Annotated in this window: 22 protein-coding genes and 1 tRNA gene; 14 read left to right on the top strand and 9 right to left on the bottom strand. The window is 74.0% G+C overall.

Annotated features, from left to right (window positions below; genetic code table 11):
* Window positions 1-54: 54 nt before the first annotated feature.
* Window positions 55-183 carry a hypothetical protein gene (locus E1266_RS39840; protein ID WP_268248517.1) on the top strand — a complete coding sequence of 43 codons (129 nt, stop codon included), beginning with the start codon at window positions 55-57 and terminating at the stop codon, window positions 181-183.
* Between the two features lie 6 nt (window positions 184-189).
* Here E1266_RS39840 and E1266_RS10365 read toward each other — a convergent pair whose 3' ends face one another.
* The 3 genes from E1266_RS10365 to E1266_RS10375 all read right to left on the bottom strand — a co-directional run bounded on the left by E1266_RS10365 (window position 190) and on the right by E1266_RS10375 (window position 1,894).
* Entirely contained in the window at window positions 190-372 is a 183-nt protein-coding gene (locus E1266_RS10365; RefSeq protein WP_132046101.1) for a hypothetical protein, read from the bottom strand.
* Between the two features lie 2 nt (window positions 373-374).
* Window positions 375-584, bottom strand: coding sequence for an HGxxPAAW family protein (locus E1266_RS10370; protein WP_132046102.1), 210 nt, complete (start codon window positions 582-584; stop codon window positions 375-377).
* 131 nt (window positions 585-715) lie between these two features.
* Complete coding sequence (locus tag E1266_RS10375) at window positions 716-1,894, bottom strand: acyl-CoA dehydrogenase family protein (RefSeq protein WP_132046103.1); 1,179 nt, start codon at window positions 1,892-1,894, stop codon at window positions 716-718.
* A 104-nt stretch (window positions 1,895-1,998) separates the two neighbouring features.
* Between E1266_RS10375 and E1266_RS10380 the strand changes: the two genes are divergently transcribed.
* From E1266_RS10380 to E1266_RS10415, 8 genes are all read left to right on the top strand, one after another.
* Window positions 1,999-3,843 carry a methylmalonyl-CoA mutase subunit beta gene (locus tag E1266_RS10380; protein WP_132046104.1) on the top strand — a complete coding sequence of 615 codons (1,845 nt, stop codon included), beginning with the start codon at window positions 1,999-2,001 and terminating at the stop codon, window positions 3,841-3,843.
* A complete protein-coding gene (gene scpA / locus E1266_RS10385; protein ID WP_132046105.1) occupies window positions 3,840-6,050 on the top strand; it encodes a methylmalonyl-CoA mutase in 2,211 nt (736 codons plus the stop codon). Before E1266_RS10380 ends, scpA begins: the two co-directional genes overlap by 4 nt.
* A complete protein-coding gene (meaB, locus tag E1266_RS10390) occupies window positions 6,047-7,030 on the top strand; it encodes a methylmalonyl Co-A mutase-associated GTPase MeaB (RefSeq protein ID WP_132046106.1) in 984 nt (327 codons plus the stop codon). Before scpA ends, meaB begins: the two co-directional genes overlap by 4 nt.
* Window positions 7,031-7,108: 78 nt before the next feature.
* Complete coding sequence (locus tag E1266_RS10395) at window positions 7,109-8,092, top strand: GNAT family N-acetyltransferase (protein WP_132046107.1); 984 nt, start codon at window positions 7,109-7,111, stop codon at window positions 8,090-8,092.
* A gap of 123 nt (window positions 8,093-8,215) precedes the next feature.
* Window positions 8,216-8,287 (top strand) — tRNA-Asn (locus E1266_RS10400).
* A 26-nt stretch (window positions 8,288-8,313) separates the two neighbouring features.
* Window positions 8,314-8,754 carry an HNH endonuclease gene (locus E1266_RS10405; RefSeq protein ID WP_132046108.1) on the top strand — a complete coding sequence of 147 codons (441 nt, stop codon included), beginning with the start codon at window positions 8,314-8,316 and terminating at the stop codon, window positions 8,752-8,754.
* A gap of 220 nt (window positions 8,755-8,974) precedes the next feature.
* On the top strand, window positions 8,975-10,006 hold the full coding sequence (locus E1266_RS10410; RefSeq protein ID WP_243718343.1) for a hypothetical protein: 1,032 nt from the start codon (window positions 8,975-8,977) through the stop codon (window positions 10,004-10,006).
* 51 nt (window positions 10,007-10,057) lie between these two features.
* Window positions 10,058-10,903 carry an endonuclease/exonuclease/phosphatase family protein gene (locus E1266_RS10415; protein ID WP_132046109.1) on the top strand — a complete coding sequence of 282 codons (846 nt, stop codon included), beginning with the start codon at window positions 10,058-10,060 and terminating at the stop codon, window positions 10,901-10,903.
* A 10-nt stretch (window positions 10,904-10,913) separates the two neighbouring features.
* Here the strand turns inward: E1266_RS10415 and E1266_RS10420 are convergent, their stop codons facing one another.
* Window positions 10,914-11,969, bottom strand: coding sequence for a Gfo/Idh/MocA family oxidoreductase (locus E1266_RS10420; RefSeq protein WP_132046110.1), 1,056 nt, complete (start codon window positions 11,967-11,969; stop codon window positions 10,914-10,916).
* Window positions 11,970-12,069: 100 nt separating this feature from the next.
* Between E1266_RS10420 and E1266_RS10425 the strand changes: the two genes are divergently transcribed.
* Both E1266_RS10425 and E1266_RS10430 read left to right on the top strand, forming a co-directional pair.
* The gene (locus E1266_RS10425; protein ID WP_243718344.1) at window positions 12,070-13,716 is read left to right on the top strand and encodes an FAD-dependent oxidoreductase; all 1,647 of its coding nucleotides are present in this window, start codon (window positions 12,070-12,072) and stop codon (window positions 13,714-13,716) included.
* A complete protein-coding gene (locus E1266_RS10430) occupies window positions 13,713-15,116 on the top strand; it encodes an ATP-binding protein (protein WP_132046112.1) in 1,404 nt (467 codons plus the stop codon). The genes E1266_RS10425 and E1266_RS10430 overlap by 4 nt, the downstream gene beginning before the upstream one ends.
* Before the next feature lie 42 nt (window positions 15,117-15,158).
* On the opposite strand, the gene E1266_RS10435 is transcribed toward E1266_RS10430, so the two are convergent.
* The gene (locus tag E1266_RS10435) at window positions 15,159-15,953 is read right to left on the bottom strand and encodes a class II aldolase/adducin family protein (protein ID WP_184884134.1); all 795 of its coding nucleotides are present in this window, start codon (window positions 15,951-15,953) and stop codon (window positions 15,159-15,161) included.
* A gap of 126 nt (window positions 15,954-16,079) precedes the next feature.
* Between E1266_RS10435 and E1266_RS10440 the strand changes: the two genes are divergently transcribed.
* Genes E1266_RS10440 through E1266_RS10450 form a run of 3 tightly spaced genes read left to right on the top strand, consistent with a single transcriptional unit; the run spans window position 16,080 to window position 18,492 of the window.
* Entirely contained in the window at window positions 16,080-17,297 is a 1,218-nt protein-coding gene (locus E1266_RS10440; protein ID WP_132046113.1) for a helix-turn-helix domain-containing protein, read from the top strand.
* The gene (locus E1266_RS10445; RefSeq protein WP_207945532.1) at window positions 17,294-18,163 is read left to right on the top strand and encodes an LLM class flavin-dependent oxidoreductase; all 870 of its coding nucleotides are present in this window, start codon (window positions 17,294-17,296) and stop codon (window positions 18,161-18,163) included. Before E1266_RS10440 ends, E1266_RS10445 begins: the two co-directional genes overlap by 4 nt.
* Window positions 18,163-18,492, top strand: a complete 330-nt coding sequence (locus tag E1266_RS10450; RefSeq protein WP_132046114.1) for a multidrug efflux SMR transporter — start codon at window positions 18,163-18,165, stop codon at window positions 18,490-18,492. Before E1266_RS10445 ends, E1266_RS10450 begins: the two co-directional genes overlap by 1 nt.
* Here the strand turns inward: E1266_RS10450 and E1266_RS10455 are convergent.
* From E1266_RS10455 to E1266_RS37855, 4 genes are all read right to left on the bottom strand, one after another.
* Window positions 18,489-19,316, bottom strand: coding sequence for an AraC family transcriptional regulator (locus E1266_RS10455; protein WP_132046115.1), 828 nt, complete (start codon window positions 19,314-19,316; stop codon window positions 18,489-18,491). The genes E1266_RS10450 and E1266_RS10455 overlap by 4 nt on opposite strands.
* A 36-nt stretch (window positions 19,317-19,352) precedes the next feature.
* On the bottom strand, window positions 19,353-20,102 hold the full coding sequence (locus E1266_RS10460; protein ID WP_132046116.1) for a hypothetical protein: 750 nt from the start codon (window positions 20,100-20,102) through the stop codon (window positions 19,353-19,355).
* 187 nt (window positions 20,103-20,289) lie between these two features.
* Window positions 20,290-21,699: an aldehyde dehydrogenase family protein gene (locus tag E1266_RS10465; RefSeq protein ID WP_243718345.1), complete on the bottom strand. Its 1,410-nt coding sequence runs from the start codon at window positions 21,697-21,699 to the stop codon at window positions 20,290-20,292.
* A gap of 173 nt (window positions 21,700-21,872) precedes the next feature.
* Window positions 21,873-22,360: hypothetical protein (locus E1266_RS37855; protein WP_165966019.1), on the bottom strand; the 488-nt coding region annotated here is incomplete at its 5' end.

A 22,360-nucleotide genomic window follows, 5' to 3' on the forward strand; every position in this document is an offset into this window, starting at 1 on the left:
GTTCAGCGGGCATGATCCGGGGAGGCGCCGTGCTAGGCAAGGAAGGTGATTCCCGTGTCCGGGTCGGCTCTGTTCGGCGTGCTGGCCATCCTGGCCGCCGTCGCGATCTTCGTCCTGGTGGGGCTGTTCTACCTGGGCGACCGGAGGGAGGGCCCGCCGAACGGCTCGGACCGCGGCCGCTGAGCCGGGTCAGGGGCCGGAGTCGACGAAGAGCAGCCCGAGCGCGATCAGGTGGGTGACCACCACGACCCCCATGCTGACGAAGAACAGCATCTTGGCGGGGGCGTGCGGGAACACCCGGCCCGCCTTGAGCGGCCCGCGCTCGCGCTGCCGCGCGGCGATGCGCTCTTCGATGGGAGGGCGGCCGAACAACGCTACTGCCGGGGCTCGTCGACGACGACGTCCGTCATGATGTCGACGGCCATGGCGATGATGCCGCCGATGACGGCCACCGCGGTGCCGATCCCGAAGACGATCCAGTCGGGGCCCATGACGATGCCGACGCCGCCGATGACGAACCCGATGAAGATGATGCTCACGGCGACCCAGGACTTGGGGCGCCCGGCGTGGCTGCCAGTCGACATGCGTCTCGTCTTCCTCACACGGTTCCGTTGGGGCCTACGGCGCCGAACTCTAGCAACGCCCCTTGCCAGAGGGCCCTCCGGGGTGGGCCGTAGGCCCCCTCGGGCGTGCGGCGCGCCGGGGGGCGGGCGCGTCAGACGAAGGCGCCCATCCCGGTGGCGGCGCGCCCGACGATCAGCGTGTTGATCTCCCTGGTGCCCTCGTAGGAGTAGAGCGCCTCGGCGTCGGCGACGAACCGGCCGATGCCGTAGTCGAGGACGATGCCGTTGCCGGCCATCAGCTCGCGGGCCCACCCGACCGCCTCCCGCATGCGGGTGGTGCAGTGGGCCTTCGCGAGCGCCGAGTGCTCGTCGCGGTAGAGGCCCTCGTCCTGCAGCTGGGCGAGGCGCACCACCATCCCGAGCGAGGACGTGACGTTCCCGAGGATGTTGACCAGCAGGTCCTGGACGAGCTGGAACTTGGCGATCGGCCGGCCGAACTGCTCGCGCTCCACCGCGTAGTCGCGGGCGATCTCGTAGGCGGCGAGCATGACCCCGACGGCCTGCCACGCGACGCCGCTGCGCGTGCGGCGCAGGATCGCGGCGGTGTCCTTGAAACCGTTCGCGCCCGCGAGCCGGTCGGCCTCCGGCACCCGGCAGTCGGTCAGGACGATGTCGGCGTTCTGCACCGTCCGCAGCGCGATCTTGTGCTCGATCCGGGTGGCGGTGAACCCGGGCGCGTCCTTGCCGACGACGAAGCCCTTCACCTGGTCGTCCGACTCGTCCCGGGCCCAGACGACGGTGTAGTCCGCGAAGGTTCCGTTGCCGATCCAGCGCTTGGCCCCGTTCAGCACCCACGTGTCGCCCTCGCGGCGCGCGGTCGTGCGGAGCCCGAGCGCCACGTCGGACCCGCCTTCCGGCTCGGTGAGCGCGAACGCGCCGATCTTCTCCATCCGCCCCATCGCCGGCAGCCACCGCTCGCGCTGCTCGGGCGAGCCGCACCGGCCGATGCTGCCCATGGCCAGGCCGGTGTGGACGCCGAAGAACGTGGACATGGACGGGTCCACGCGGGCCATGTCCATCGCCAGGAACCCGGTGAGCAGGCTGCTCGGCTTCTCGCCCGGGCACTCGTCGTGGGCGAGCCCGGCGACGCCGAGCTCCCCGAACTGGGGGATCAGGTCGAACGGGAACTCCGCCCGCGCCCAGCAGTCGTTCGCGATCGGCGCGACCTTCGACTCCAGGAAGGCGCGCACCCGCCCGACGATCTCCTTCTCTCGGTCGTCGAGGAGTTCCTGCATGTGGTAGAGGTCACCGGGGAGGGAATCCAAGGTCATGCCACCCCCCTTCCCGGACGCCGCACCGCTAACCTGCGGCTCCGGGCCCCCTCACCGGGACCCGCGTTAGAGCGGCATTCGGTCGCTCGCCTACGATCCAGGGCATGACGGTGCCGCCTGAGGAACTGGAACTGGCCGCCGCCTTCCCCCCGGCCGAACGGGACCGGTGGCGGGAGATGGTGAAGGGTGTGCTGCGCAGGTCGGGCGCGGCGACCGAGGACACCCCCCTCGACGAGATCGAGGGCCTGCTGGCCCGCGAGTCGTACGACGGGGTGCCGATCGCCGCCCTGTACACCCGCGACGACGCCCCGCCCGGACGCCCCGGCCTGGCCCCGTACGTCCGCGAGGTGCGGCCGGACGGCGAGGGCATCGCCGGATGGGACGTGCGGCAGCCGCACGCGCACCCCGACCCGGCGGTCACCCGCGCCGCGGTCCTCGCCGACCTGGAGAACGGCGCCACGTCCGTCTGGCTGCGGCTGGGCGGCGGGGGCATGCCGGCCGCCGGGCTCGCCGAGGCGCTGCGGGACGTCCTGCTCGACCTCGCGCCGGTCGTCCTGGACGCGGGGGAGGGCACCGGCGAGGCCGCCGAGGCGTTCCTGTCCCTGGCCACCGAGCGGGGGAACGCGGCGGAGGTGTCGGGCAACCTCGGCGCCGACCCGCTCGGCCTGGCCGCGCGCACCGGCGCGCCCGGGTCGCTCGACGAGGCCGCCGCGCTGGCCGTCCGCTGCGCCCGCGGGTTCCCGCGGCTGCGCGCCGTCGTCGCCGACGGCACCCCTTACCACGACGCCGGCGGGAGCGACGCCGAGGAGCTCGGCGCGGCCGCCGCCGCCGGCGTCGCCTACCTGCGCGCGCTGACCGCGGCGGGGCTGAGCGTGGACGAGGCGTTCGGGCAGATCGAGTTCCGCCTCGCCGTCAACGCCGACCAGTTCTCCTCCATCGCCAAGCTCCGCGCCGTCCGGCGCCTGTGGGCCCGGATCGCCGAGGTCAGCGGGGCGTCCGACGGGACGGCGGCCCGCGTCCACGCGGTCACGTCCTCGGCGATGATGACGCGGCGCGACCCCTGGGTGAACATGCTCCGCACCACGATCGCGGCGTTCGCCGCCGGGGCCGGCGGCGCCGACGCGGTCACCGTCCAGCCGTTCGACGCCCGGCTCGGGCTGCCGGACGACTTCGCCCGGCGCATCGCCCGCAACACCCAGACGCTGCTGCTGGAGGAGTCGAGCCTCGCCCGCGTCGTCGACCCGGCCGGCGGCTCCTGGTACGCCGAGAGCCTCACCGAGGACCTCGCCCAGGCCGCCTGGAGCTGGTTCACCGAGATCGAGAAGGCCGGGGGCCTCGCCGCCGCGCTCGACTCGGGCCTCGTCGCCGGCCGGCTCGCGGCGACGTGGGAGAAGCGCCGCAAGGACATCGCCAGGCGCAAGGCCCCGCTGACCGGCGTCAGCGAGTACCCCAACCTCGCCGAGGCCCTCCCGGAGCGGGAACCGGCGCCGTCCTCACCCGGCGGGGAATCGCGCGGCGGCCTGCCCGTCGTGACCTACGCGCAGGACTTCGAGGCCCTGCGCGACCGCTCCGACGCCCACGCCGAGGCGGCCGGCGCCCGCCCCAGGGTCTTCCTCGCCACGCTCGGCCCGATCGCCGTCCACACCGCCCGCGCCTCGTTCGCCGCCAACCTCTTCCAGGCGGGCGGGATCGAGACGGTCACCGGCGCGCCCGAGGAGTTCGGGGCGTCCGGGACGACCGTCGCGTGCCTCTGCTCCAGCGACAAGGTGTACGCGGAGCAGGCGGCGGACGCCGTGCGGATCCTGCGGGACGCGGGCGCGGTGAAGGTCTGGCTGGCGGGTAGGGGAACCTACGAGGGAGTCCCCGGGGACGTCGCCGGCGTGTACGCGGGATGCGACGCGATCGAGGTGCTGGAGACCACCCTCGACGATCTGGGAGTGAGCGAATGATCCCCGACTTCACCGAGATCGAGCTCGGGACGGCGCCCCCCGCCGACGAGACGGCCAAGCGCTGGCGCGCCGCGGTGGCCGAGGCGGGCACGGACCCCGGCGCCCAGACCTGGGAGACCCCGGAGGGCATCGGCGTCAAACCCCTCTACACCGGGGACGACCTCGCCGGGCTCGACTTCCTGGACACCTACCCCGGCATCGCGCCGTACCTGCGCGGCCCCTACCCGGCGATGTACGCGACCCAGCCGTGGACGATCCGCCAGTACGCGGGGTTCTCCACCGCCGAGGAGTCCAACGCCTTCTACCGCCGCAACCTCGCCGCCGGGCAGAAGGGGTTGTCGGTCGCGTTCGACCTGGCCACCCACCGCGGCTACGACTCCGACCATCCGCGCGTCTCCGGCGACGTCGGCATGGCCGGGGTGGCGATCGACTCGATCTACGACATGCGGCAGCTCTTCGACGGCATCCCGCTGGACAGGATGAGCGTGTCGATGACCATGAACGGCGCCGTGCTGCCCGTCCTCGCGCTCTACATCGCGACCGCGCAGGAGCAGGGGGTGGAGCCGGAGGCGCTCGCGGGGACCATCCAGAACGACATCCTCAAGGAGTTCATGGTCCGCAACACCTACATCTACCCGCCGCAGCCGTCGATGCGGATCATCTCCGACATCTTCGCGTTCACCTCGCAGCGGATGCCGAAGTACAACTCCATCTCGATCTCCGGCTACCACATCCAGGAGGCTGGCGCCACCGCCGACCTGGAGCTGGCCTACACCCTCGCCGACGGCGTCGAGTACATCCGCGCCGGCCGCGACGCCGGCCTGGACATCGACGCGTTCGCGCCCCGCCTGTCGTTCTTCTGGGCGATCGGGATGAACTTCTTCATGGAGGTCGCCAAGCTCCGCGCCGCCCGCCTGCTGTGGGCGAAGCTCGTGAAGGAGTTCGGCCCGGAGAACCCCAAGTCGCTGTCGCTGCGGACCCACTGCCAGACGTCCGGCTGGTCGCTCACGGCGCAGGACGTCTACAACAACGTCGCGCGCACCTGTATCGAGGCCATGGCGGCCACGCAGGGGCACACCCAGTCGCTGCACACCAACGCGCTGGACGAGGCCCTCGCCCTCCCGACCGACTTCTCGGCCCGGATCGCCCGCAACACCCAGATCGTCCTGCAGCAGGAGTCGGGGACGACCCGCACCATCGACCCGTGGGGCGGCAGCGCCTACGTCGAGCGCCTCACCTACGACCTCGCGCGCCGCGCCTGGGGCCACATCACCGAGGTCGAGCGGGCCGGCGGGATGGCCAAGGCGATCGACGAGGGCCTGCCCAAGATGCGCATCGAGGAGGCCGCCGCCCGCACCCAGGCCCGCATCGACTCCGGGCGGCAGCCCGTCATCGGCGTCAACAAGTACCGCCCCGACACCGAGCAGGAGATCGAGGTCCTCAAGGTCGACAACGCGGCCGTCCGCGCGCAGCAGATCGACAAGCTGCGCCAGCTGCGCGAGGAGCGCGACGAGGCCGCGACCGGGGCCGCGCTGGAGGCGCTGACCCGCGCCGCCGAGGCCGCGGAGAACGGGACCCGCGCGCCGGGACTGGAGCAGAACCTGCTCGCCCTCGCGATCGGGGCCGCCCGCGCCAAGGCGACCGTCGGCGAGATCTCGGACGCGCTGGAGAAGGCCTACGGGCGGCACGCCGCGCAGATCCGTACGATCTCCGGGGTGTACCGGGAGGAGGCGGGACGGGTGTCCTCGATCGAGAAGGCCCGCGCGGCGACCGCCGCGTTCGAGGAGGCCGAGGGGCGCCGCCCCCGGATCCTCGTCGCCAAGATGGGGCAGGACGGCCACGACCGCGGCCAGAAGGTCATCGCGACCGGGTTCGCCGACCTCGGCTTCGACGTCGACGTGGGCCCGCTGTTCCAGACCCCGGCCGAGGTCGCCCGGCAGGCCGTCGAGGCGGACGTGCACATCGTCGGCGTGAACTCCCTCGCCGCCGGCCACCTCACGCTGGTGCCCGCGCTGCGCGAGGAGCTGGCCGCGCTCGGCCGCGACGACATCATGATCGTCGTCGGCGGGGTCATCCCGCCCGGCGACTTCGACGAACTGCGCGCCGCCGGCGCCGCGGCGATCTTCCCGCCCGGCACCGTCCTGGCCGACGCGGCGACCGGCCTCCTGGAGAAGCTCACCGCCGCCCTCGGGCACCCCGCGCAGTGACCAGGGATGTCGGCGAGTACGCGGCCGGGGTGCTGGACGGGTCGCGGGCGTGGATCGCGCGGGCGATCACGCTGGTCGAGTCGACCCGTCCGGACCACCGGGAGCTGGCGCAGCGGCTGCTGGTCGAGCTGACCCCGCACGCCGGCGGCGCCCGGCGCGTCGGGATCACCGGGGTGCCGGGCGTCGGCAAGTCCACGTTCATCGACGCGCTCGGCACCCGGCTGACGGACGCGGGGCACCGGGTCGCGGTGCTCGCCGTCGACCCGTCCTCGACCCGGACGGGCGGCAGCATCCTCGGCGACAAGACCCGCATGCAGCGCCTCGCGACCGACCCGAACGCGTTCATCCGGCCCTCGCCCACGGCGGGGACGCTCGGCGGCGTCGCCAAGGCGACCCGCGAGGCGATGGTCGTCATGGAGGCCGCGGGGTACGACGTCGTCCTGGTCGAGACGGTCGGCGTCGGCCAGTCCGAGACCACCGTCGCCGAGATGGTCGACTCGTTCCTGTTCCTCACCCTCGCCCGCACCGGCGACCAGCTCCAGGGCATCAAGAAGGGGGTGCTGGAGCTGGCCGACGTCATCGCCGTCAACAAGGCCGACGGCGAGCACAAGATGGAGGCCAAGCGCGCCGCGCGGGAGCTGTCGGGGGCGCTGCGGCTGCTGCGCAGCGACGAGCGGGTCCGCGACATCCCCGTCCTGACCTGCAGCGCCAGGGAGGGGAGAGGGCTGCGGGAGGTCTGGGACAGGATCGTCGAGCACCAGGAGGAGCTGCGCGAGTCGGGCGAGCTGGAGGCCCGGCGCAGGCGGCAGCAGGTGGGCTGGACGTGGGCGATGGTGCGCGAGCGGCTGCTCGCCGAGCTGCACGCGCACCCCGGCGTCCGCGAGCTGGCGCCCGGCCTGGAGAAGGAGGTCGCCGACGGCTCGCTCACGCCCGCCCTGGCCGCCGAGCGCATCCTGGAGGCGTTCTCGCGCGGCTGCTGAGTTCGGTTCCCGCAGACCGAAACCACCGGTTGCCGGGGGACGCGGCCACGCCGGGTGACGATCAGGTACAACAGTCGGATGGACGTCATCGCGCTCGATGATCCGACGGACGCGCAGCTCCGGCAGTGGCACGACGTGCTCGCCGCCGTGCACGCCGCCGACCCGGCCGCGGGGCCCGAGCCCGATCCGGAGCGCCCGGCGCGGCGGCTGCTCGGCGCCGAGCCGGGGGCGCGGCGGCGGCTGTGGGCGGCCGCCGACGACGCGCGGCTGGCCGCGGTCGCGGCGCTGCGGCTGCCCGGTGAGCCGGGCGCCGGCCGTCCCGGCGAGATCGACATCCAGGTGCGTCCCGGCGACCGGCGCCGCGGGCTCGGCGGCCGGCTGCTCGCCGCCGCGGCCGGCGGGCTGCGCGCCGACGGGCGCACCAGCGTGATCGCGCAGGTGCTCGCGGGCACCCCGGCCGTCCCGTTCCTGGAGTCGCACGGGTTCGAGTGCGTGCTGACGCTGCGCGGCCTGCTGCTGCGGCTGGACGACGTCCCGGCGCAGCGCGTGGCCCGGCTGCTGGCCGAGGCCCCCGCCGGGTACCGGCTCGTCCGGTGGCGGGGCGTGGTCCCGGCCGAGCACGCCGCCGCGTTCGCCCGCGCCAAGTACGCCATGGCCGACTTCGCCGAGTACGAGGGCACGCCGTGGGACGCGCACCGCGTCCGGGAGATGGCCGAGGTCGTCGCCAAGCGCGGCGACGACCTCTACACCGTCGCGGCCCTGTCCGGCGGCGCCGTCGCGGGGTTCACCGAAGTCGTCGTCCCGGACGGCTGCACCGGACGCGCCGCGCAGTACGACACCGCCGTCGTCCCCGAGCACCGCGGCCGGCGCATCGGCATCTGGGTGAAGGCAGCCATGCTCGAATGGCTCGCCGCGACGCGCCCCGGCGTCCGCGAGATCGAGACCGACAACGCCGGCGACAACGCCCACATGCTCGCCGTCAACGAGGAACTCGGCTTCCGCGTGGAACGCGAGTCGATGGAATACCAGGCCGCGGTCGCGTCGCTGCCCGCTTCCCCCTGACCGCCTGAGCCGCGGCCCCGGGAGACCGCCGGGGGCGAAAACACGTTGCCTCCCCACCGCCGTATCGGCACTCTTAAGGAGGCTTCCGGGAATGCCCGGAATCCTGCAGAATTGCCGAAGTATTCCCCTGTAGTTCAACGGCGGAACGCCGCGCCGTTAATGCGGAATATCCAGGTTCGAATCCTGGCGGGGGAGCGGCGGGAAGGTGGGGAGGTGACCCGGTGAACGTGCTCGTCCTGAACGCGTCGTACGAACCCTTACAACGGGTGGACCTGCGGCACGCCATCCGCATGCTGGTGCGCGAGGTGGCGGTCGTCGAGGAGGCGGTCGAGGGCCGGACCTTCGGCAGTTTCCCGGTGCCGCGGGTCCTGCGGCTCGTCCGGTACGTCGCGATGCGCTGGCGGCACGGGAGGCGCCCGCCGTGGAGCAAGCGGGGCGTGTACCTGCGCGACCGCGGCCGCTGCTGCTACTGCGGCAGGCGGGGCGACACGATCGACCACGTGCACCCGCGCTCCCGCGGCGGCGGTGACACCTGGGAGAACACCGTCCTCGCGTGCGGCAGGTGCAACAACCGCAAGGGCGACCGGACGGTCGCCGAGGCGGGCCTGCGGCTGCTGTCCCGGCCGCGGGTCCCGCGCTGGGAGGAGCTCGTCGCAACGTGACGGGGGGCGTGTGACGGGGAGTGTGGCAGGGGCGTCGCGGACGGGGGGCCGCGGCGCCGCCGGCGAAGGGGCCGGGCCGTTGAACCGCGGCCCGGCCCCGGCCGTATGGTTCATCGGTAGCCGGCGGTCACGGTATGTGGTTCTTTGGCGCTTGTGAGGCTAAAGGGGCTGTTGTGGTAATGTGCCGCCAATCTTGAGCTTTGTTATCTAGGAGAGATCTGTGGCGGCCCTCGACCCCCTCGGCAGGACGGCCCGCGCATCGGGCGGGCGCGGCACCGCGCGGCGCCTGGCGGCGCTCGCCCTCGCGGCGGGCGTCGCGGTGGCGCTGCCCCCGGCGTCCGGGAGCGCCGCGGCCCTCCCGCAGGCGCCCGAGGACATCAAGAAGAAGTACGCCAAGCTCAAGGCGCAGTCGGAGAAGCTGTCCAAGGAGTACCGCGGCGAGCTCGTCACCCTGGAGGAGGCGAAGAAGGCCGCCGAGCGGGCGGGGGCGGACGCCGCCCGCGCCGACCGCGAGTACGACGCCGCCCGCGCCGACGTCGCCCGCCTCGCCTCCACCTCCTACATGACCGGCCGCCTCGACGTGGTCCCGATCATCTCCTCGGCCGAGCCGGGCGCCGCCGTCCGCGACGCCGCCGTCATCGAGCACATCAGCCGCAACAACGGCCGCCGCCTGGAGAACCTGAAGACGCTCACCGCCCAGGCGGAGAAGTCGGACGAGACCGCCCGCAAGAAGCTGGACGCGGTCGAGAAGGAGATCAAGGACCTCACCAGCCAGCGCACCCGCGTGAAGAAGCTGCTGGCCAAGTACGAGCCCCAGGTGGCCCGGACGCAGGCCCCCTCCGGCGGGGGCGGCGCGGGACGGCCCGACGGCGCGAGCGGCACCAAGTCCCCGATCGTCGGGAACTCCATGACCGCGCGGATGCGGACCGTCCTGGTGGAGGTCGACGGCAGGTTCGGCCCGTTCCCCTCGATCGGCTGCGCGCGGCCCGGCGACCCGCAGGACCACGGGTCCGGCACCGCCTGCGACTTCATGGAGAGCACCGGCGGCGCGATGCCGAGCGCCTCCGCCCTGGCGCACGGCGACAACGTCTCCCAGTACCTGATCAACAACGCGTCGCGGCTCGGCCTGAAGTACATCATCTGGAAGCAGCGCATCTACGACTTCCGCAGCAGCGGCGGCTGGCGCCAGATGGAGGACCGCGGCAGCATCACGCAGAACCACTTCGACCATGTCCACGTCTCGGTCCTCTGATCCCCGGCCCGCCGCCTGGCGGTCCGCGGCGCGCGCTGGAACGCTCGCGCCATGGCCTATGACATCGAGCAGCCGTACGGCCCGCTGATCGAGACGACGGTCCGGGTCGCCACCTGGAACGTCTGGCACCGCTACGGCCCCTGGCGCGCCCGCGAGCAGGCGATCACCGCGACCCTCCGGGACGCCGAGCCCGACTTCGTCGTCCTGGTCGAGGCGTGGGAGGACGACGACGAGGCCCAGGCCGCCCGGCTCGCGGAGGCGCTCGGCCTGCCGCACACCGTGTTCCGCGGATTCCCGTCCGCCGGGGGCCGGGACAGGTCGGGGATCGCCCTGCTGTCCCGCTGGCCGCTCGGCCAGGTGGGGCGGCAGTGGCTCGCCCACGAGGAGCACCCCGCCACGGCCACCGACCCCGGCCTCGCCGTGCACGCCAGGGTGGACGGGCCGCGCGGCCCCCTGCACGTGTTCGGCGCCGCGCTCGGGTGGCGGCTCGGCCACAGCGCGCAGCGCCAGGAGCAGGTCCGCACCCTCGGCGCGTTCGTCCGCCAGGTCGCGGGCGACGACGCGCCGGTCGCGGTGTGCGGCGACTTCAACGCGGCGCCCGACTCCGACGAGATCCGCATGCTGACCGGCCGCGCCGCCGTCACCGCGCCGGGCGTGGTCTTCTACGACGCCTGGGAGACGGCCGGTGACGGGACCGCCGGGTACACCTGGAGCAGGGCCAACCACTGGACCAGGCCCGTGCTGTGGCCCGACCGCCGCATCGACTACGTCTTCTCGGCCTGGCCGCGGGCCGGCGGGGCCGGCCACCCCGTCCGCTGCGAGCTGCTCGGCGAGCGGCCGGTGGACGGCGTCGTCCCGTCCGACCACTACGGGGTGCTGGCCGACCTGCGCTACTGACCGGCCTGCGCTACTGACCGTCCAGGGCCGCGACGGTGCCCTCCCGGGCGGAGCGGCCGGCGGCCTCGATGACCTCCAGGCCGGTGATCGCGTCGGCGAGCGTCACCGGCGGCGGCGCGCCGTCGCGGAGGGTGCGGACGACGCCCGCGTAGAAGTCCTGGTACGCGCCGGGGGCCGTGGGTTCGGGGGCCTGCTCACCCGGCGTGCCGAGCAGCCCGTACGACTCCGGCGGCGCGATGCCGTAGCCGGGGTCCTTGGGCGTGAGGCCCCCGCGGAGCTGCTCCTCCTGCTCGTCCATGCCGGAGACCGTGTAGGACGCGCGGCTGCCGAGGATGCGGAACCGCGGGCCGAGGTGCGCGGCGGTGGCGCTCATCCACAGGTGGGAGCGCTGCCCGCCGGGGTGCGACAGGGCCACGAACACGTCGTCGGCGGCCGCCGCTCCGGGCCGGCGCGTGTCGGCCTCGGCGTAGACCCGGTCCGGCCGGCCGAACAGCGTGACCGCCTGGTCGATGAGGTGGGAGCCCAGGTCGAACAGGATGCCGCCCGCGTCGAGGGGGTCGGTGCTCTCCTTCCAGCTCCGCCGCACCTCGGGGCGCCAGCGCTCGAACCGCGACTCGAACCGCTGGACGTCGCCCAGCGCGCCGGAGCCGACCAGCCGCCGCGCGGTCCGGTAGTCGCCGTCCCACCGCCGGTTGTGGAACGGGAACACCGGCAGCCCCCGGACGACGCTCAGCGCGGCCAGGGACCGGGCGTCCGCCGCGGAGGCCGCGACCGGCTTGTCCACCACGGCGGGGACGCCCGAGGTCAGCGCCGCCCTGGCCAGCGGCACGTGCTGCCGGTTCGGCGCGGCGACCACGACCAGGTCGTAGCCCTCGGGCGCCCTCCACAGCCGGTCGGCGGTGTCGAACACCTCCGCCTCGGGGTACCGCTCCAGGACGGCCTTCCGCCGCCCGGGATTCCCCGTCACGACCGCGGCGAGCCGCATGCCGGGCACCGACGCGATCAGCGGGGCGTGGAAGACCGAGCCGCCGGTGCCGTATCCGATCAGCGCAACACGCAGGTCCATGCCCCGATCATGGCCGATGCCGGGGGGCCGCCGGGTGCCCGGGGCCGCCGAAGGAAACGTAGGCTTTTTCCGAGGGGTACGCGGGAACGAGGGAGACACCTTGTCCAAGCCAGTCTTGCTGACGGTCGACGACGATCCGGGCGTGTCCCGCGCCGTGGCGCGCGACCTGCGCCGCAGGTACGCCGGGTCGTACCGGATCGTGCGCGCCGAGTCCGGCCCGCAGGCCCTGGAGGCGCTGACCGGGCTGCGGCTGCGCGGCGACGACACCGCCGTCCTGCTCGCCGACCACCGGATGCCCGGGATGACCGGCGTGGAGTTCCTCGAACGCGCCATGGACCTGTACCCGTACGCCCGCCGGGTCCTGCTCACCGCCTACGCCGACACCGACGCCGCGATCCGCGCGATCAACGTCGTCGACCTCGACCACTACCTGCTCAAGCCGTGGAACCCGCCGGAGGAGAAGCTCTACCCGGTGATCGACGCGCAGCTCGACGCGTGGGCGCGCACCGACCGGCGCCCGCCGGGGGAGCTGCGCGTCGTCGGGCACCGCTGGTCGGCCCGCTGCTACGAGGTCCGCGACTTCCTCTCCCGCCACCAGGTGCCCTACACCTGGCTGCTGGACGGCGACCCGGAGGGCGCCCGGCTGGCCGCCGCGGCCGGCGACCCGGAGCTGCCGCTGATCGTCACGCCGGACGGGTCGGCGCTGTCGGCGCCGTCGGACGCCGAGCTGGCGTCGGCGATCGGGCTGGCCAGCAGCCCGTCCACCGGGTTCTACGACCTGATCGTCGTGGGCGGCGGGCCGTCCGGGCTCGGCGCCGCCGTGTACGGGGCGTCCGAGGGCCTGCGGACGGTCGTGGTGGAGCGGCACGCCCTCGGCGGCCAGGCCGGGCAGAGCTCGCGCATCGAGAACTACCTCGGCTTCCCCGACGGGGTCAGCGGGACGCAGCTCGCCGAGCGGGCCCGGCGGCAGGCCGCGCGGTTCGGCGCCGAGCTGCTCCAGGCCGGCGAGGTCACCGCGCTGGAGTCGCGCGGCACCGCCCGGGTGGCCCGGCTGGCGGACGGCTCGGAGATCGCCGCGCACGCCGTCATCCTCGCCACCGGCGTCTCCTACCGGCGGCTCGACGCCGACGGCGTGGACGACTTCGTCGGCCGCGGCGTGTTCTACGGCTCCGCGCTCACCGAGGCACCGGCCTGCGAGAACGAGGAGGTCGCCATCGTCGGCGGCGCCAACTCCGCCGGGCAGGCCGCCGTCCACCTGGCCCGGTACGCCAAGAAGGTGCACATCGTCGTCCGGGCGGACGACCTCGCCGCGTCGATGTCCCACTACCTGATCCAGGAGATAGCGGAGACGCCGAACATCGAGGTCCACACCGGCAAGACGGTGTGCGCGGCGGAGGGCGCGGGCCGGTTGGAGCGGCTGACGTTCGCCTCGGCGGCCGGCAAGCGGACCATCGACGCGCACTGGCTGTTCGTCTTCATCGGAGCCGAGCCCCGCACGGGGTGGCTGGACGGGTTCGTCGAGCGCGACGCGCGCGGCTTCGTGCTCACCGGGCCCGACCTCGTCGCCGGGGGGCGCCGCCCCGCCGGGTGGCCCCTCGCCCGCCAGCCCTACCACCTGGAGAGCAGCGTCCCCGGCGTGTTCGCCGCGGGCGACGTCCGCGCGGAGTCGATGAAGCGGGTCGCCTCCGCGGTCGGCGACGGCGCCATGGCCGTCGCCCTCGTCCACCGCTACCTGGAGCAGGCATGAGCGCAACGGTGTCACCGGAGGAGCTGCGCGGGCTGTTCCTCTTCGAGGACCTCGACGAGGACAAGCTCGGCTGGCTGTCGCGGTGCGGCAGGATCGAGGAGTATCCGGCCGACGGGGTGATCTGCCCGCAGGGCGAGGCCGCGGAGTTCTTCTACGTGCTGCTGGACGGCGAGATCGTCATGACCCAGAACGTCCGGGGGCACGTCATGGAGGTCAGCCGGACCTCCCGCCCCGGCACCTACGGCGGCGCCGTCCAGGCGTACCTGGGCGACAAGATCGAGCAGCGGTACCAGCACTCGCTGCTGGCGTCGCGGCCCAGCCGGATGTTCGCGCTGCCGGCCCGCAAGTTCGCCCACGCGGTCCGCGAGTGGTTCCCGATGGCCACCCACCTGCTGGAAGGGGTGTTCTTCGGGATGACCACCGGGCGGCGCGTCGTCGACCAGGTGGAGCGCCTCACCGCGCTCGGCAGGATCACCGCCGGGCTCACCCACGAGCTGAACAACCCGGCCGCCGCGGCGGCGCGGGCCAGCGACGAGCTCGGCGAGCGGCTGCTCGGCGCGCAGGCCGGCCTGGCGGACCTCGCGGCGGAGGGCGTCGACTGCACGCGGCTGAGCGCGCTCGCCCGGCTGGGGCCCGCGCTCCCGCGCCCGGGCGCCCGCCGCAGCCCGCTGGAGGTCGGCGACGCCGAGGACGAGCTGGGCGACTGGCTGGAGGAGCACGGCGTCCCGGACGCCTGGGAGCTCGCGCCGCGCCTCGTCGCCGCGGGGGCCGACGTCGAGCGGGCCGAGGAGGTCGCGCGGGCGGCGGGCGAGCACCTGCCGGCGGCGGTGCGCTGGCTCGCCGAGGTGCTGGAGGTCGCCCAGCTGCAGCTGGAGATCTCCGAGGCGATGGGGCGCATCACGAACCTGCTGGACTCGGCGCGCCAGTACTCCCAGCTCGACCGCGCCGGCTACCAGCGGACCGACCTGCGCGAGCTGCTGGACAGCACGCTCACCATGCTCAAACGCAAGATCGGCCCGGACGTCGCGGTCAAGACCGACTACGACCCGTCGCTGCCGCCCGTCCCGGTATTCGCGGCCGAGCTGAACCAGGTCTGGACGAACATGATCGTGAACGCGCTGCAGGCGATGCGGGGCTCGGGGACCCTCACGATCAGGACGGGCGCGGAGAACGACCACGCGGTCGTGGAGATCGGCGACACCGGGCCGGGCATCCCCGAGGAGAACCTCGACCGGATCTTCACACCGTTCTTCACCACCAAGTCGGTCGGGGAGGGCACCGGCCTCGGCCTCGACATCTCCTGGCGCGTCGTCGTGGGCCGGCACGGCGGCGACATCCGCGTCGAGTCGCTCCCGGGCGACACCCGGTTCCGGGTGCTGCTGCCGCTCACCGAGCGCTGAGGGCGCCGGCCGGGCGGGCCGGCCGGCGCCCTCACCCGGCCGTCACTCGAACAGGTCGGGCTGCTCGCGGGTGATCTGGTCGTAGAGGGGCTGGTAGTTGATCCAGCCGACCAGGTCGTTGCCGATCTGCCCGTGCGTCAGGACGGCGTTCTCGTGCTCGATCGGGACGACCGGCCCGGCGGCCTTGGCGAGGAGCTGCACCTGGCACGAGCGCTCCATGGTGATGAACCACCAGGCGGCGGCGTCCACGGTGTCGCCGACCGTGAGCAGGCCGTGGTTGCGCAGGATGACGGCCTTCGTGTCGCCGAGGGCGGCGGCGATGCGCTTGCCCTCCTCCAGGTCCGTGACGACGCCGGTGTAGTCGTCGAACAGCCCGTGGTCCTGGTAGAACGCGCACACGTCCTGCGTGATCGGCTCCAGCTTCTGGCCGAGCGCGGACATCGCCCGCCCGTAGGTGGAGTGGCTGTGCGCGGCGGCCACGACGTCCGGCCTGGCCTGGTGCACCTGCGAGTGGATCGCGAACGCCGCCTCGTTGACGGGGTAGCGGCCCTCGACGACCTGGCCCTGGTGGTTCACCAGGATGAGGTCGCTGACCTTGATGTGCTTGAACGACATGCCGAACGGGTTGACCCAGAAGTGGTCGGTGCGCTCGGGGTCGCGGGCCGTGATGTGCCCGGCCACCCCCTCCTCGAAGCCGAACTTGCCGAAGATGCGCAGCGCGGCCGTGAGGCGCTCCTTGCGGTGCCGGCGCTCGTCGGCCACGTCGTCGAACGCGGGCGGCAGCCGGAAGATCAGGTCGGTCGGCAGCTTCTCCAGGAACTCGTCTTCATCCGACATCGGCGCACTCCTTGGGTGTTTTGGGACCACCGAACACCATCGTCCGGCGTCCCGGCTAGACCGGGGCCGTCCAACCCCCGCGCGGCCGATTGTCCGTCCGGGACAACGACGGCGCAGAATGGGGCGATGGACGCCAGCGCGAGCGACCGGTTCCTGCGGTTGCTGATCGAGCACAGCGACGACCCGGCGGTGCTGGAGGAGACCGTCCGCGCCGCCCGGAGCAAGTCCGAACTGGTCGCCGCCCTGCCGGCGGAGGAGACCCGCAGGCACACACGCGCGCTGGTGCGGGGGGTCGCCGCCGCGCTGCGCAGCGGCGGCCCCGGGGAGGACGTGCTGGCCGCGGCCGAGCGGCTCGGCTCGGACCGGGCGCGGCAGGGCGTGCCGGTCGCGGCGTTCCTGGACGGGTTCCAGGCCGGGCGCGCCCACCTCGTCCGGACGCTCATCGCCGAGGGCCGCCGGCTGGGCGTCCCCGACGCCGTCCTCCTCGACGGCGTCACCCGCATCGACGAGATCACCACCGCGCTCGTCCACCGGATGGTGCACGCCCACCGGGTCGCGGAGCTGGAGATGGCCCGCACCGTGCGGGAGGGCCGCGTGCAGATGCTGCGGCAGCTGCTGCACGGCGAGGCGGTCCCGGTGCTCGCGCCGCTCGACCCGTCCGGCGCCTACCACTGCGTGGTCTCCGACGTCAGCGACCCCGCGGTGGCGGCCCGGCTGGAGTCGCGGCTGGCCGCCGCGGGGACGGCGCTGTGCGGGCTGGTCGACGGCCGGCTCGCCGCCCTGGTCGCGCGGCTGCCCGACCCGGGGACGATCGCCGGCCGGCCGGCCGGCCCGCTGCTGGTGGCCGCGCCGCCCGCGCCGCCCGCCGGGATCGCGCCGATGTACGCGCTGGGGCGGCGGGCGCTGCACGCGGGCGCCGCCGCGGGGATGACGGGCCTGCGGGGGCTCACCGAGCTCGCGCTGCTCACCGCGATGGAGGCGGAGCCGGAGCTGGGCGGGCTGCTCGCCGCCGAGCTGCCGGCCGGCCTCGACCCCGACGACCCGTTCCACGTCGAGCTCGCCGAGACGGGGCTCGCCTACCTCGACCACGGCGGGCGGATCGAGCCGACGGCCGCCGCGCTGCACGTCCACGGCAACACCGTGAAGTACCGGATCCGGCGCCTGCAGGAGCTGACCGGGCGCCCGCTGCTGGACCCGTCGTCCGGGGCGGCGGTGTCCCGCGCCGCGAACTGGTGGTGGGCGCTGCACCACTGGCTCGCGCGCACCCGCCCGTCGTCTAGTTTGGTGCGGCGATCCGCCCGGGACCTCCCGGGCGCCGGACAGGGGAGCGGAGGAGACCGGTGACCACACCGAGGATCAGCACCGTGATGTGGCCGATGCGGTCATGGCCGGAGGCGGGGGAGCTGTGGCGGCGCGCCGAGGACCTCGGGTTCCGGCACGCGTGGGTGTACGACCACATCGCCTGGCGCGGCGCGACGCCCTGGTACGACGCGTACACGACGCTCGCCGCGGCCGCCGCGGTCACCTCCCGGGTGCGGATCGGCACGATGGTCACCTCGCCGAACTTCCGGCACCCCGTCCCGACCGCGCACGCCGTCCGGACGGTCGACCACGTGAGCGGCGGGCGGCTCACGGTCGGCATCGGCGCGGGCGGCCTGCGCCGCACCTCCGACGCCGGCGTCCTCGGCGGCGCGGACTGGACGCCCCGCGAGCGCGCGTCCCGCTTCGCCGAGTGGGTCGAGCTGCTCGACCTGCTGCTGCGCGGGCCGGAGACGACGTTCGAGGGGACGTACTACTCGGCCCGCGAGGTCGTCCAGGACCCCGGCTGCGTGCAGCGTCCGCGCGTGCCGTTCGTGATCGCCGCGAACGGGCCGCGCGGCATGCGGGTCGCCGCGCGGCACGGCGACGCGTGGGTCACCACCGGCGCGGCCGAGGGCACGGGGCCGCAGGACGCGGTGCGCTCCCGCCTGGCGGCGCTCGACGCGGCCTGCCAGGCGGAGGGCCGCGAGATCCCCGAACGGATCCTGCTGACGGGCTTCTCCGACGAGCCGTGGCTGGCGTCGCCCGGCTCGTTCGCCGACCTCGCGGGCCGCTACGCCGAACTCGGCGTCACCGAGATCGTGCTGCACTGGCCGCGGCCCGGCACGCCCTTCGAGGCGGACACGGCGGTGTTCGAGGCGATCGCCGCCGAGCACGGCGGAGGTCGCTGATGCCGTTCGTCCTGCTCGCGTTCGCGATCGCCTTCGAGGTCACGGCGACGCTGGCGATGCGCGCCTCCGAGGGCTTCACCCGGCTCTGGCCGTCCGTCATCGTGGTGGCCGGCTACCTCGTCTCCTTCGTGCTGATGGCGCGGGCGCTGCTGTCGCTGAACGTCGGGCCGGTCTACGCGATCTGGTCCGCGCTCGGCACGGTCGGGGCCTTCGCCGGCGGCGTGCTGCTGTTCAAGGAGCAGGTCAAGCCGGTGACGATCGCCGGCGCGGTGATCATCGTGGTGGGCGTGGTCGTGATGAACCTCGGCGGGGGAGTGCGCCAGGGTTAGCGGGCCGCGCCGGCCGGCCGTTCCCCGGCGATCAGCTCGGTGGGGGTGCAGCCCGACAGCGCGCGGAACTCGCGGTTGAGGTGCGCCTGGTCGTAGTAGCCGGCGGCGGACGCGGCGTCCGCCAAGCCGGTGCCGCCGGACAGCAGCTCCACGGCGCGCTGGAACCGCAGGACCCGGGCCATCACCTTCGGCGGCAGGCCGGCCTGCTCGCGGAACCGGTTCGTGAGGTGCTTGCGGCTCCAGCCGACCTCGGCGGCGAGGTCGGCGACGGTGACGGCGAGGTCGCGGTTCAGCAGCCGCCACGCCCGGGCGACCTCCGGGTCGGGGGCGGGGCCGTCCGCCAGGCGGCGCAGCAGGAAGTCGTCGAGGAGGTCGAACCGCTCGCCCCACGAGGGGGCGGCGGCCAGCCGCTCCACGAGCATCTGCGCGCCGCGGCCCAGCAGGTCGGCGAGGTCGACGGCGTCGTTGGTGAACCGGGCGAGCGGGACGCCGAACAGCGTGTAGGAGCCGAGCGGGGTCATGTCGAGCTGGATGCCCCGCTGCCCGCCGGGGCTGCGGTACATGCCGTGCCCGTCGTGCATACCGGCGACGAACGAGCCGTGGACGCGGCCGCCGGAACCGGGGACCTCCAGGTAGAGCGGCGGACCCAGATTGATGATCGTCACGGTGGTCCGGGTGGGCACGGTGCGCCGCCGGGACGGTGCCGCCAGCGTCTCCCAGTACCCGTCGTACGAGCGCAGGAACGCGCGAAGCGCGGGATGCGGCCGCGCCTGCGCCAGCCACCAGCCGCCCCGGTCGCTGAACTGGACCGGCCTCTCGCTCATGCGTCCAGTCCTACCACGCGGGCCGGACAGAACGGGCTACTCGTACACCTGCCCGCACACCGCGATCCTGGCGAGATCGCCCCAGGTCATGGTGGTGATCGTGCGGACGTAGGAGCGGGCCGGGGGATCTCCGGGGCGCGCGGGCAGCGGCACCCGGGCGCCGTCGGCGGCGTCCCAGCCGCCGAGGCTGCCCGCGACGGCGCACTCGAGGTAGGTGGCCGGGTCGAAGTTGTACCAGCGCGGCGGGGTGGCGCGGGCGCCGGAGCCGGGCGGGCGGGGCGCGTCCACGCCGAACCGGGCGCGCGGGCCCGGGGGAGCGGTGAGGAAGTCCTCCAGGTCGGCGATCTGGGAGAGCAGGACCCGCTCCCAGTCGGCGTACCCCTCGGGCTCGTCGCCGGGCAGGGAAAGGTCCTTGCCGCTCCAGGCGGGGTCGAAGTCGGCGGGCGGGGTGGTGGCGGCCGCGGCGAACATCGCCGCGACGTCGTCGGGCTCCAGGTCCGGCCGGTCGGCGAGCGGCAGGCCGACCTTCCACAGCGAGCGCAGGAACGCCGACAGCGACCACGACGCCGCCCTGGCCTCCTGGCCGAGCTGCAGGAACACCAGGTACAGGTCCCGGTTGGTGCGGACGGCGGGGCCGGGCGGGCCCTCGACCCAGTACGTCTGCCGGTGCCGGACGCCGCTCTCGAAGACGAGGACCTGCGCGAGCGCCGAGATACGCGAGTCGTGCGCGGCCACATGGAACGTGTTGCCGATGTCGTCCCGGCGCATGACGTCCCAGGTCTGCATCCGTGCCTCCACGGTCGGCGGTGCGGTGACACGAGCCCGCCCCAGAAAGTGTCCCATTCCGTCGGCCGACCACCAGTAGTGGCCCTATCACTTTCCGGACTCGAAGTCGTGACCTCACGCACAGGAAGTACGCGCCGGAATGGTGTAGGGGCCCGGCCGGAGGCCGGGCCCCTACGTCCTCACCCGCTCAGTGCTTGGAGCGGTGGACGACCTGCATCTCGGTGAACCCGTACAGGCCCCACGGGCCGTTCTCGACGCCGACGCCGCTCCACTTGAACCCGCCGAACGGCTGGTGCGGGGCGAGCGCCAGGTGCGTGTTGACCCAGGCGGTGCCGCACTCCAGCCGCCCGGCGATCTCGGCGGCCCGGTCGGCGTCGGCGCTCCACACCGAGCCGGACAGCCCGAAGTGGGTGCCGTTGGCGCGGGCGAGGGCCTCCTCGACGTCGGTGTACTTGATGATCGGCAGGGCGGGGCCGAACTGCTCCTCGTCCACGATGCGGGAGCCGTCCGCGACGTCGGCGAGGATCGTGGGCTCGAAGAAGTAGCCGGGCCCGTCGACGGGCTTGCCGCCCGCCGCCGCCCGCGCGCCGCCCGCGAGCGCGTCGGCGACCAGTTCGCCGACCCGCTCGAACTGCGGCTTGTTGTTGATGGGCCCGAACTGGACGCCCTCCTGCAGGCCGTCGCCGACCTTGGCGGCCTTCGCGCGCTCGGCGAGGGCGTCCACCACGTCGCCGTAGAGCGCCTCCGGGACGTACACGCGCTTGATGGCCGAGCAGACCTGGCCGTTGTTCTGGAACGCGCCCCCGAACAGCTTGTCGGCGATGGCGGCGGGGTCGGCGTCGTCCAGCAGGATCGCCGGGTCGTTGCCGCCGAGCTCCAGCGTCACGCGCTTGAGGTCGGGCGCCGCCGCCGCGGCGACCCGCTTGCCGGTGGCGACGCTGCCGGTGAAGCTGATCTTGCGCGGGACGTCGTGCGAGGTCATCCAGGCGCCGAGCTCGTCGCCGCCGGTGACGACGTTCAGCACGCCGGGCGGCAGGACGTCGCGCAGCACCTCGCCGAGCTTGAGGCTGGACAGCGGGGTGAACGGGGACGGCTTGAGCACCATCGTGTTGCCGGCGAGCAGCGCCGGGGCGAGCTTCCAGATCGCGAGGAGCAGCGGGTAGTTCCACGGGGTGATCGCCGCGACGACGCCCATCGGGCGGCGGACGACCTCGACGAGCGCGTTGTCGTCGTCCTGGATGACCTCGCGGGGCAGTTCCAGGTCGGCGAAGTACTTCAGCCACACGCCCGCGCCGACGACCTCCATCGTCGCGTCGCCCAGCGGCTTGCCCTGCTCCAGGGTCAGGATGCGTCCGATCTCCTCGGACTTGGCGAACATGATGTCCGCCGCGGCGAGCAGCGCCTTGCGCCGCGCGGACTCGTCGCGGCGCCACTCCGTGTAGGCGGCCTGGGCCGAGGCCATCGCCGCGTCGAGCTGCTCCCGGGAGGCGTCGGGCGCCTGCTCGGCCACCTCCCCGGTCGCCGGATTGATCACGCCGAAGGTCGCGGGGGCGTCCGCGGCCTGGCCGTCGATGGTCATCGAGTACGTCTCCGACACCGTTGGTCCTCCGCTCAGGGGGCTTACCGAATGAGATTCAGTATTCACCCCCGCGCCGCTCCTGACGAGTCCGGGCGGAGGTGAAGCCGTCGATGATCTCCCAGGACGGGGCGCACGCGAGCCGGGCGCCCCGCGGCGACGCGGGGCGCCCGGCTCGTCGTGGTCAGGGCCGCTCAGGCGGCGAAGATGCGGTCCAGGAGGTCGCGGTAGCCGCGCAGCGCCTGCCGGAGCCGCTCGGTGTCGGCGTCGTCCCGGTCCGCCAGCCCCTCGGAGAGCCTGCGCCGCTGCTCGGCGATCGCGCGGCCGAGGGCGTCGACGGCCTCGGAGGCGAGGTCGTCCGCCTTGCGCACGGAGTCGCCGGGGTCGTCGATGAACGCGGACTGCACGTCCCGCCAGCGCTCCTTGAACCGGTCGGACTCGGCGGGGTCGAACAGCTTCGCCGGGGTTCCGCCGGGCGAGGACGCCCTGCCGGGGGCCCGGTTCCCGGAGCCGGCCGGCCTCTCGCCGGGAGACGGCGCCTCGCCGGGAGCCGGGATCCCGGTGGGGGACGGCGTCCCGCCCGAGGACGGTGACGGGGTCGGGGACGGGGCCGTGCCGCCGGGCGCGGGCCGCCGGTCGGGAGCCGTGTCGGGGACGGTCTCTGGCGCGTCCAGGACGGGGG

The organism is Actinomadura sp. 7K534 (assembly GCF_004348575.1).
GTDB lineage: Bacteria > Actinomycetota > Actinomycetes > Streptosporangiales > Streptosporangiaceae > Spirillospora > Spirillospora livida.

Excerpts from the sequence above, each read along its gene's own strand:
- E1266_RS10370 (WP_132046102.1), bottom strand. The coding sequence starts at position 584 with ATGTCGACTGGCAGCCACGCCGGGCGCCCCAAGTCCTGGGTCGCCGTG.
- E1266_RS10375 (WP_132046103.1), bottom strand. The coding sequence starts at position 1,894 with ATGACCTTGGATTCCCTCCCCGGTGACCTCTACCACATGCAGGAACTC.
- E1266_RS10380 (WP_132046104.1), top strand. The coding sequence starts at position 1,999 with ATGACGGTGCCGCCTGAGGAACTGGAACTGGCCGCCGCCTTCCCCCCG.
- scpA (WP_132046105.1), top strand. The coding sequence starts at position 3,840 with ATGATCCCCGACTTCACCGAGATCGAGCTCGGGACGGCGCCCCCCGCC.
- E1266_RS10395 (WP_132046107.1), top strand. The coding sequence starts at position 7,109 with ATGGACGTCATCGCGCTCGATGATCCGACGGACGCGCAGCTCCGGCAG.
- E1266_RS10415 (WP_132046109.1), top strand. The coding sequence starts at position 10,058 with ATGGCCTATGACATCGAGCAGCCGTACGGCCCGCTGATCGAGACGACG.
- E1266_RS10420 (WP_132046110.1), bottom strand. The coding sequence starts at position 11,969 with ATGGACCTGCGTGTTGCGCTGATCGGATACGGCACCGGCGGCTCGGTC.
- E1266_RS10430 (WP_132046112.1), top strand. The coding sequence starts at position 13,713 with ATGAGCGCAACGGTGTCACCGGAGGAGCTGCGCGGGCTGTTCCTCTTC.
- E1266_RS10435 (WP_184884134.1), bottom strand. The coding sequence starts at position 15,953 with ATGTCGGATGAAGACGAGTTCCTGGAGAAGCTGCCGACCGACCTGATC.
- E1266_RS10440 (WP_132046113.1), top strand. The coding sequence starts at position 16,080 with ATGGACGCCAGCGCGAGCGACCGGTTCCTGCGGTTGCTGATCGAGCAC.
- E1266_RS10450 (WP_132046114.1), top strand. The coding sequence starts at position 18,163 with ATGCCGTTCGTCCTGCTCGCGTTCGCGATCGCCTTCGAGGTCACGGCG.
- E1266_RS10455 (WP_132046115.1), bottom strand. The coding sequence starts at position 19,316 with ATGAGCGAGAGGCCGGTCCAGTTCAGCGACCGGGGCGGCTGGTGGCTG.
- E1266_RS10460 (WP_132046116.1), bottom strand. The coding sequence starts at position 20,102 with ATGCAGACCTGGGACGTCATGCGCCGGGACGACATCGGCAACACGTTC.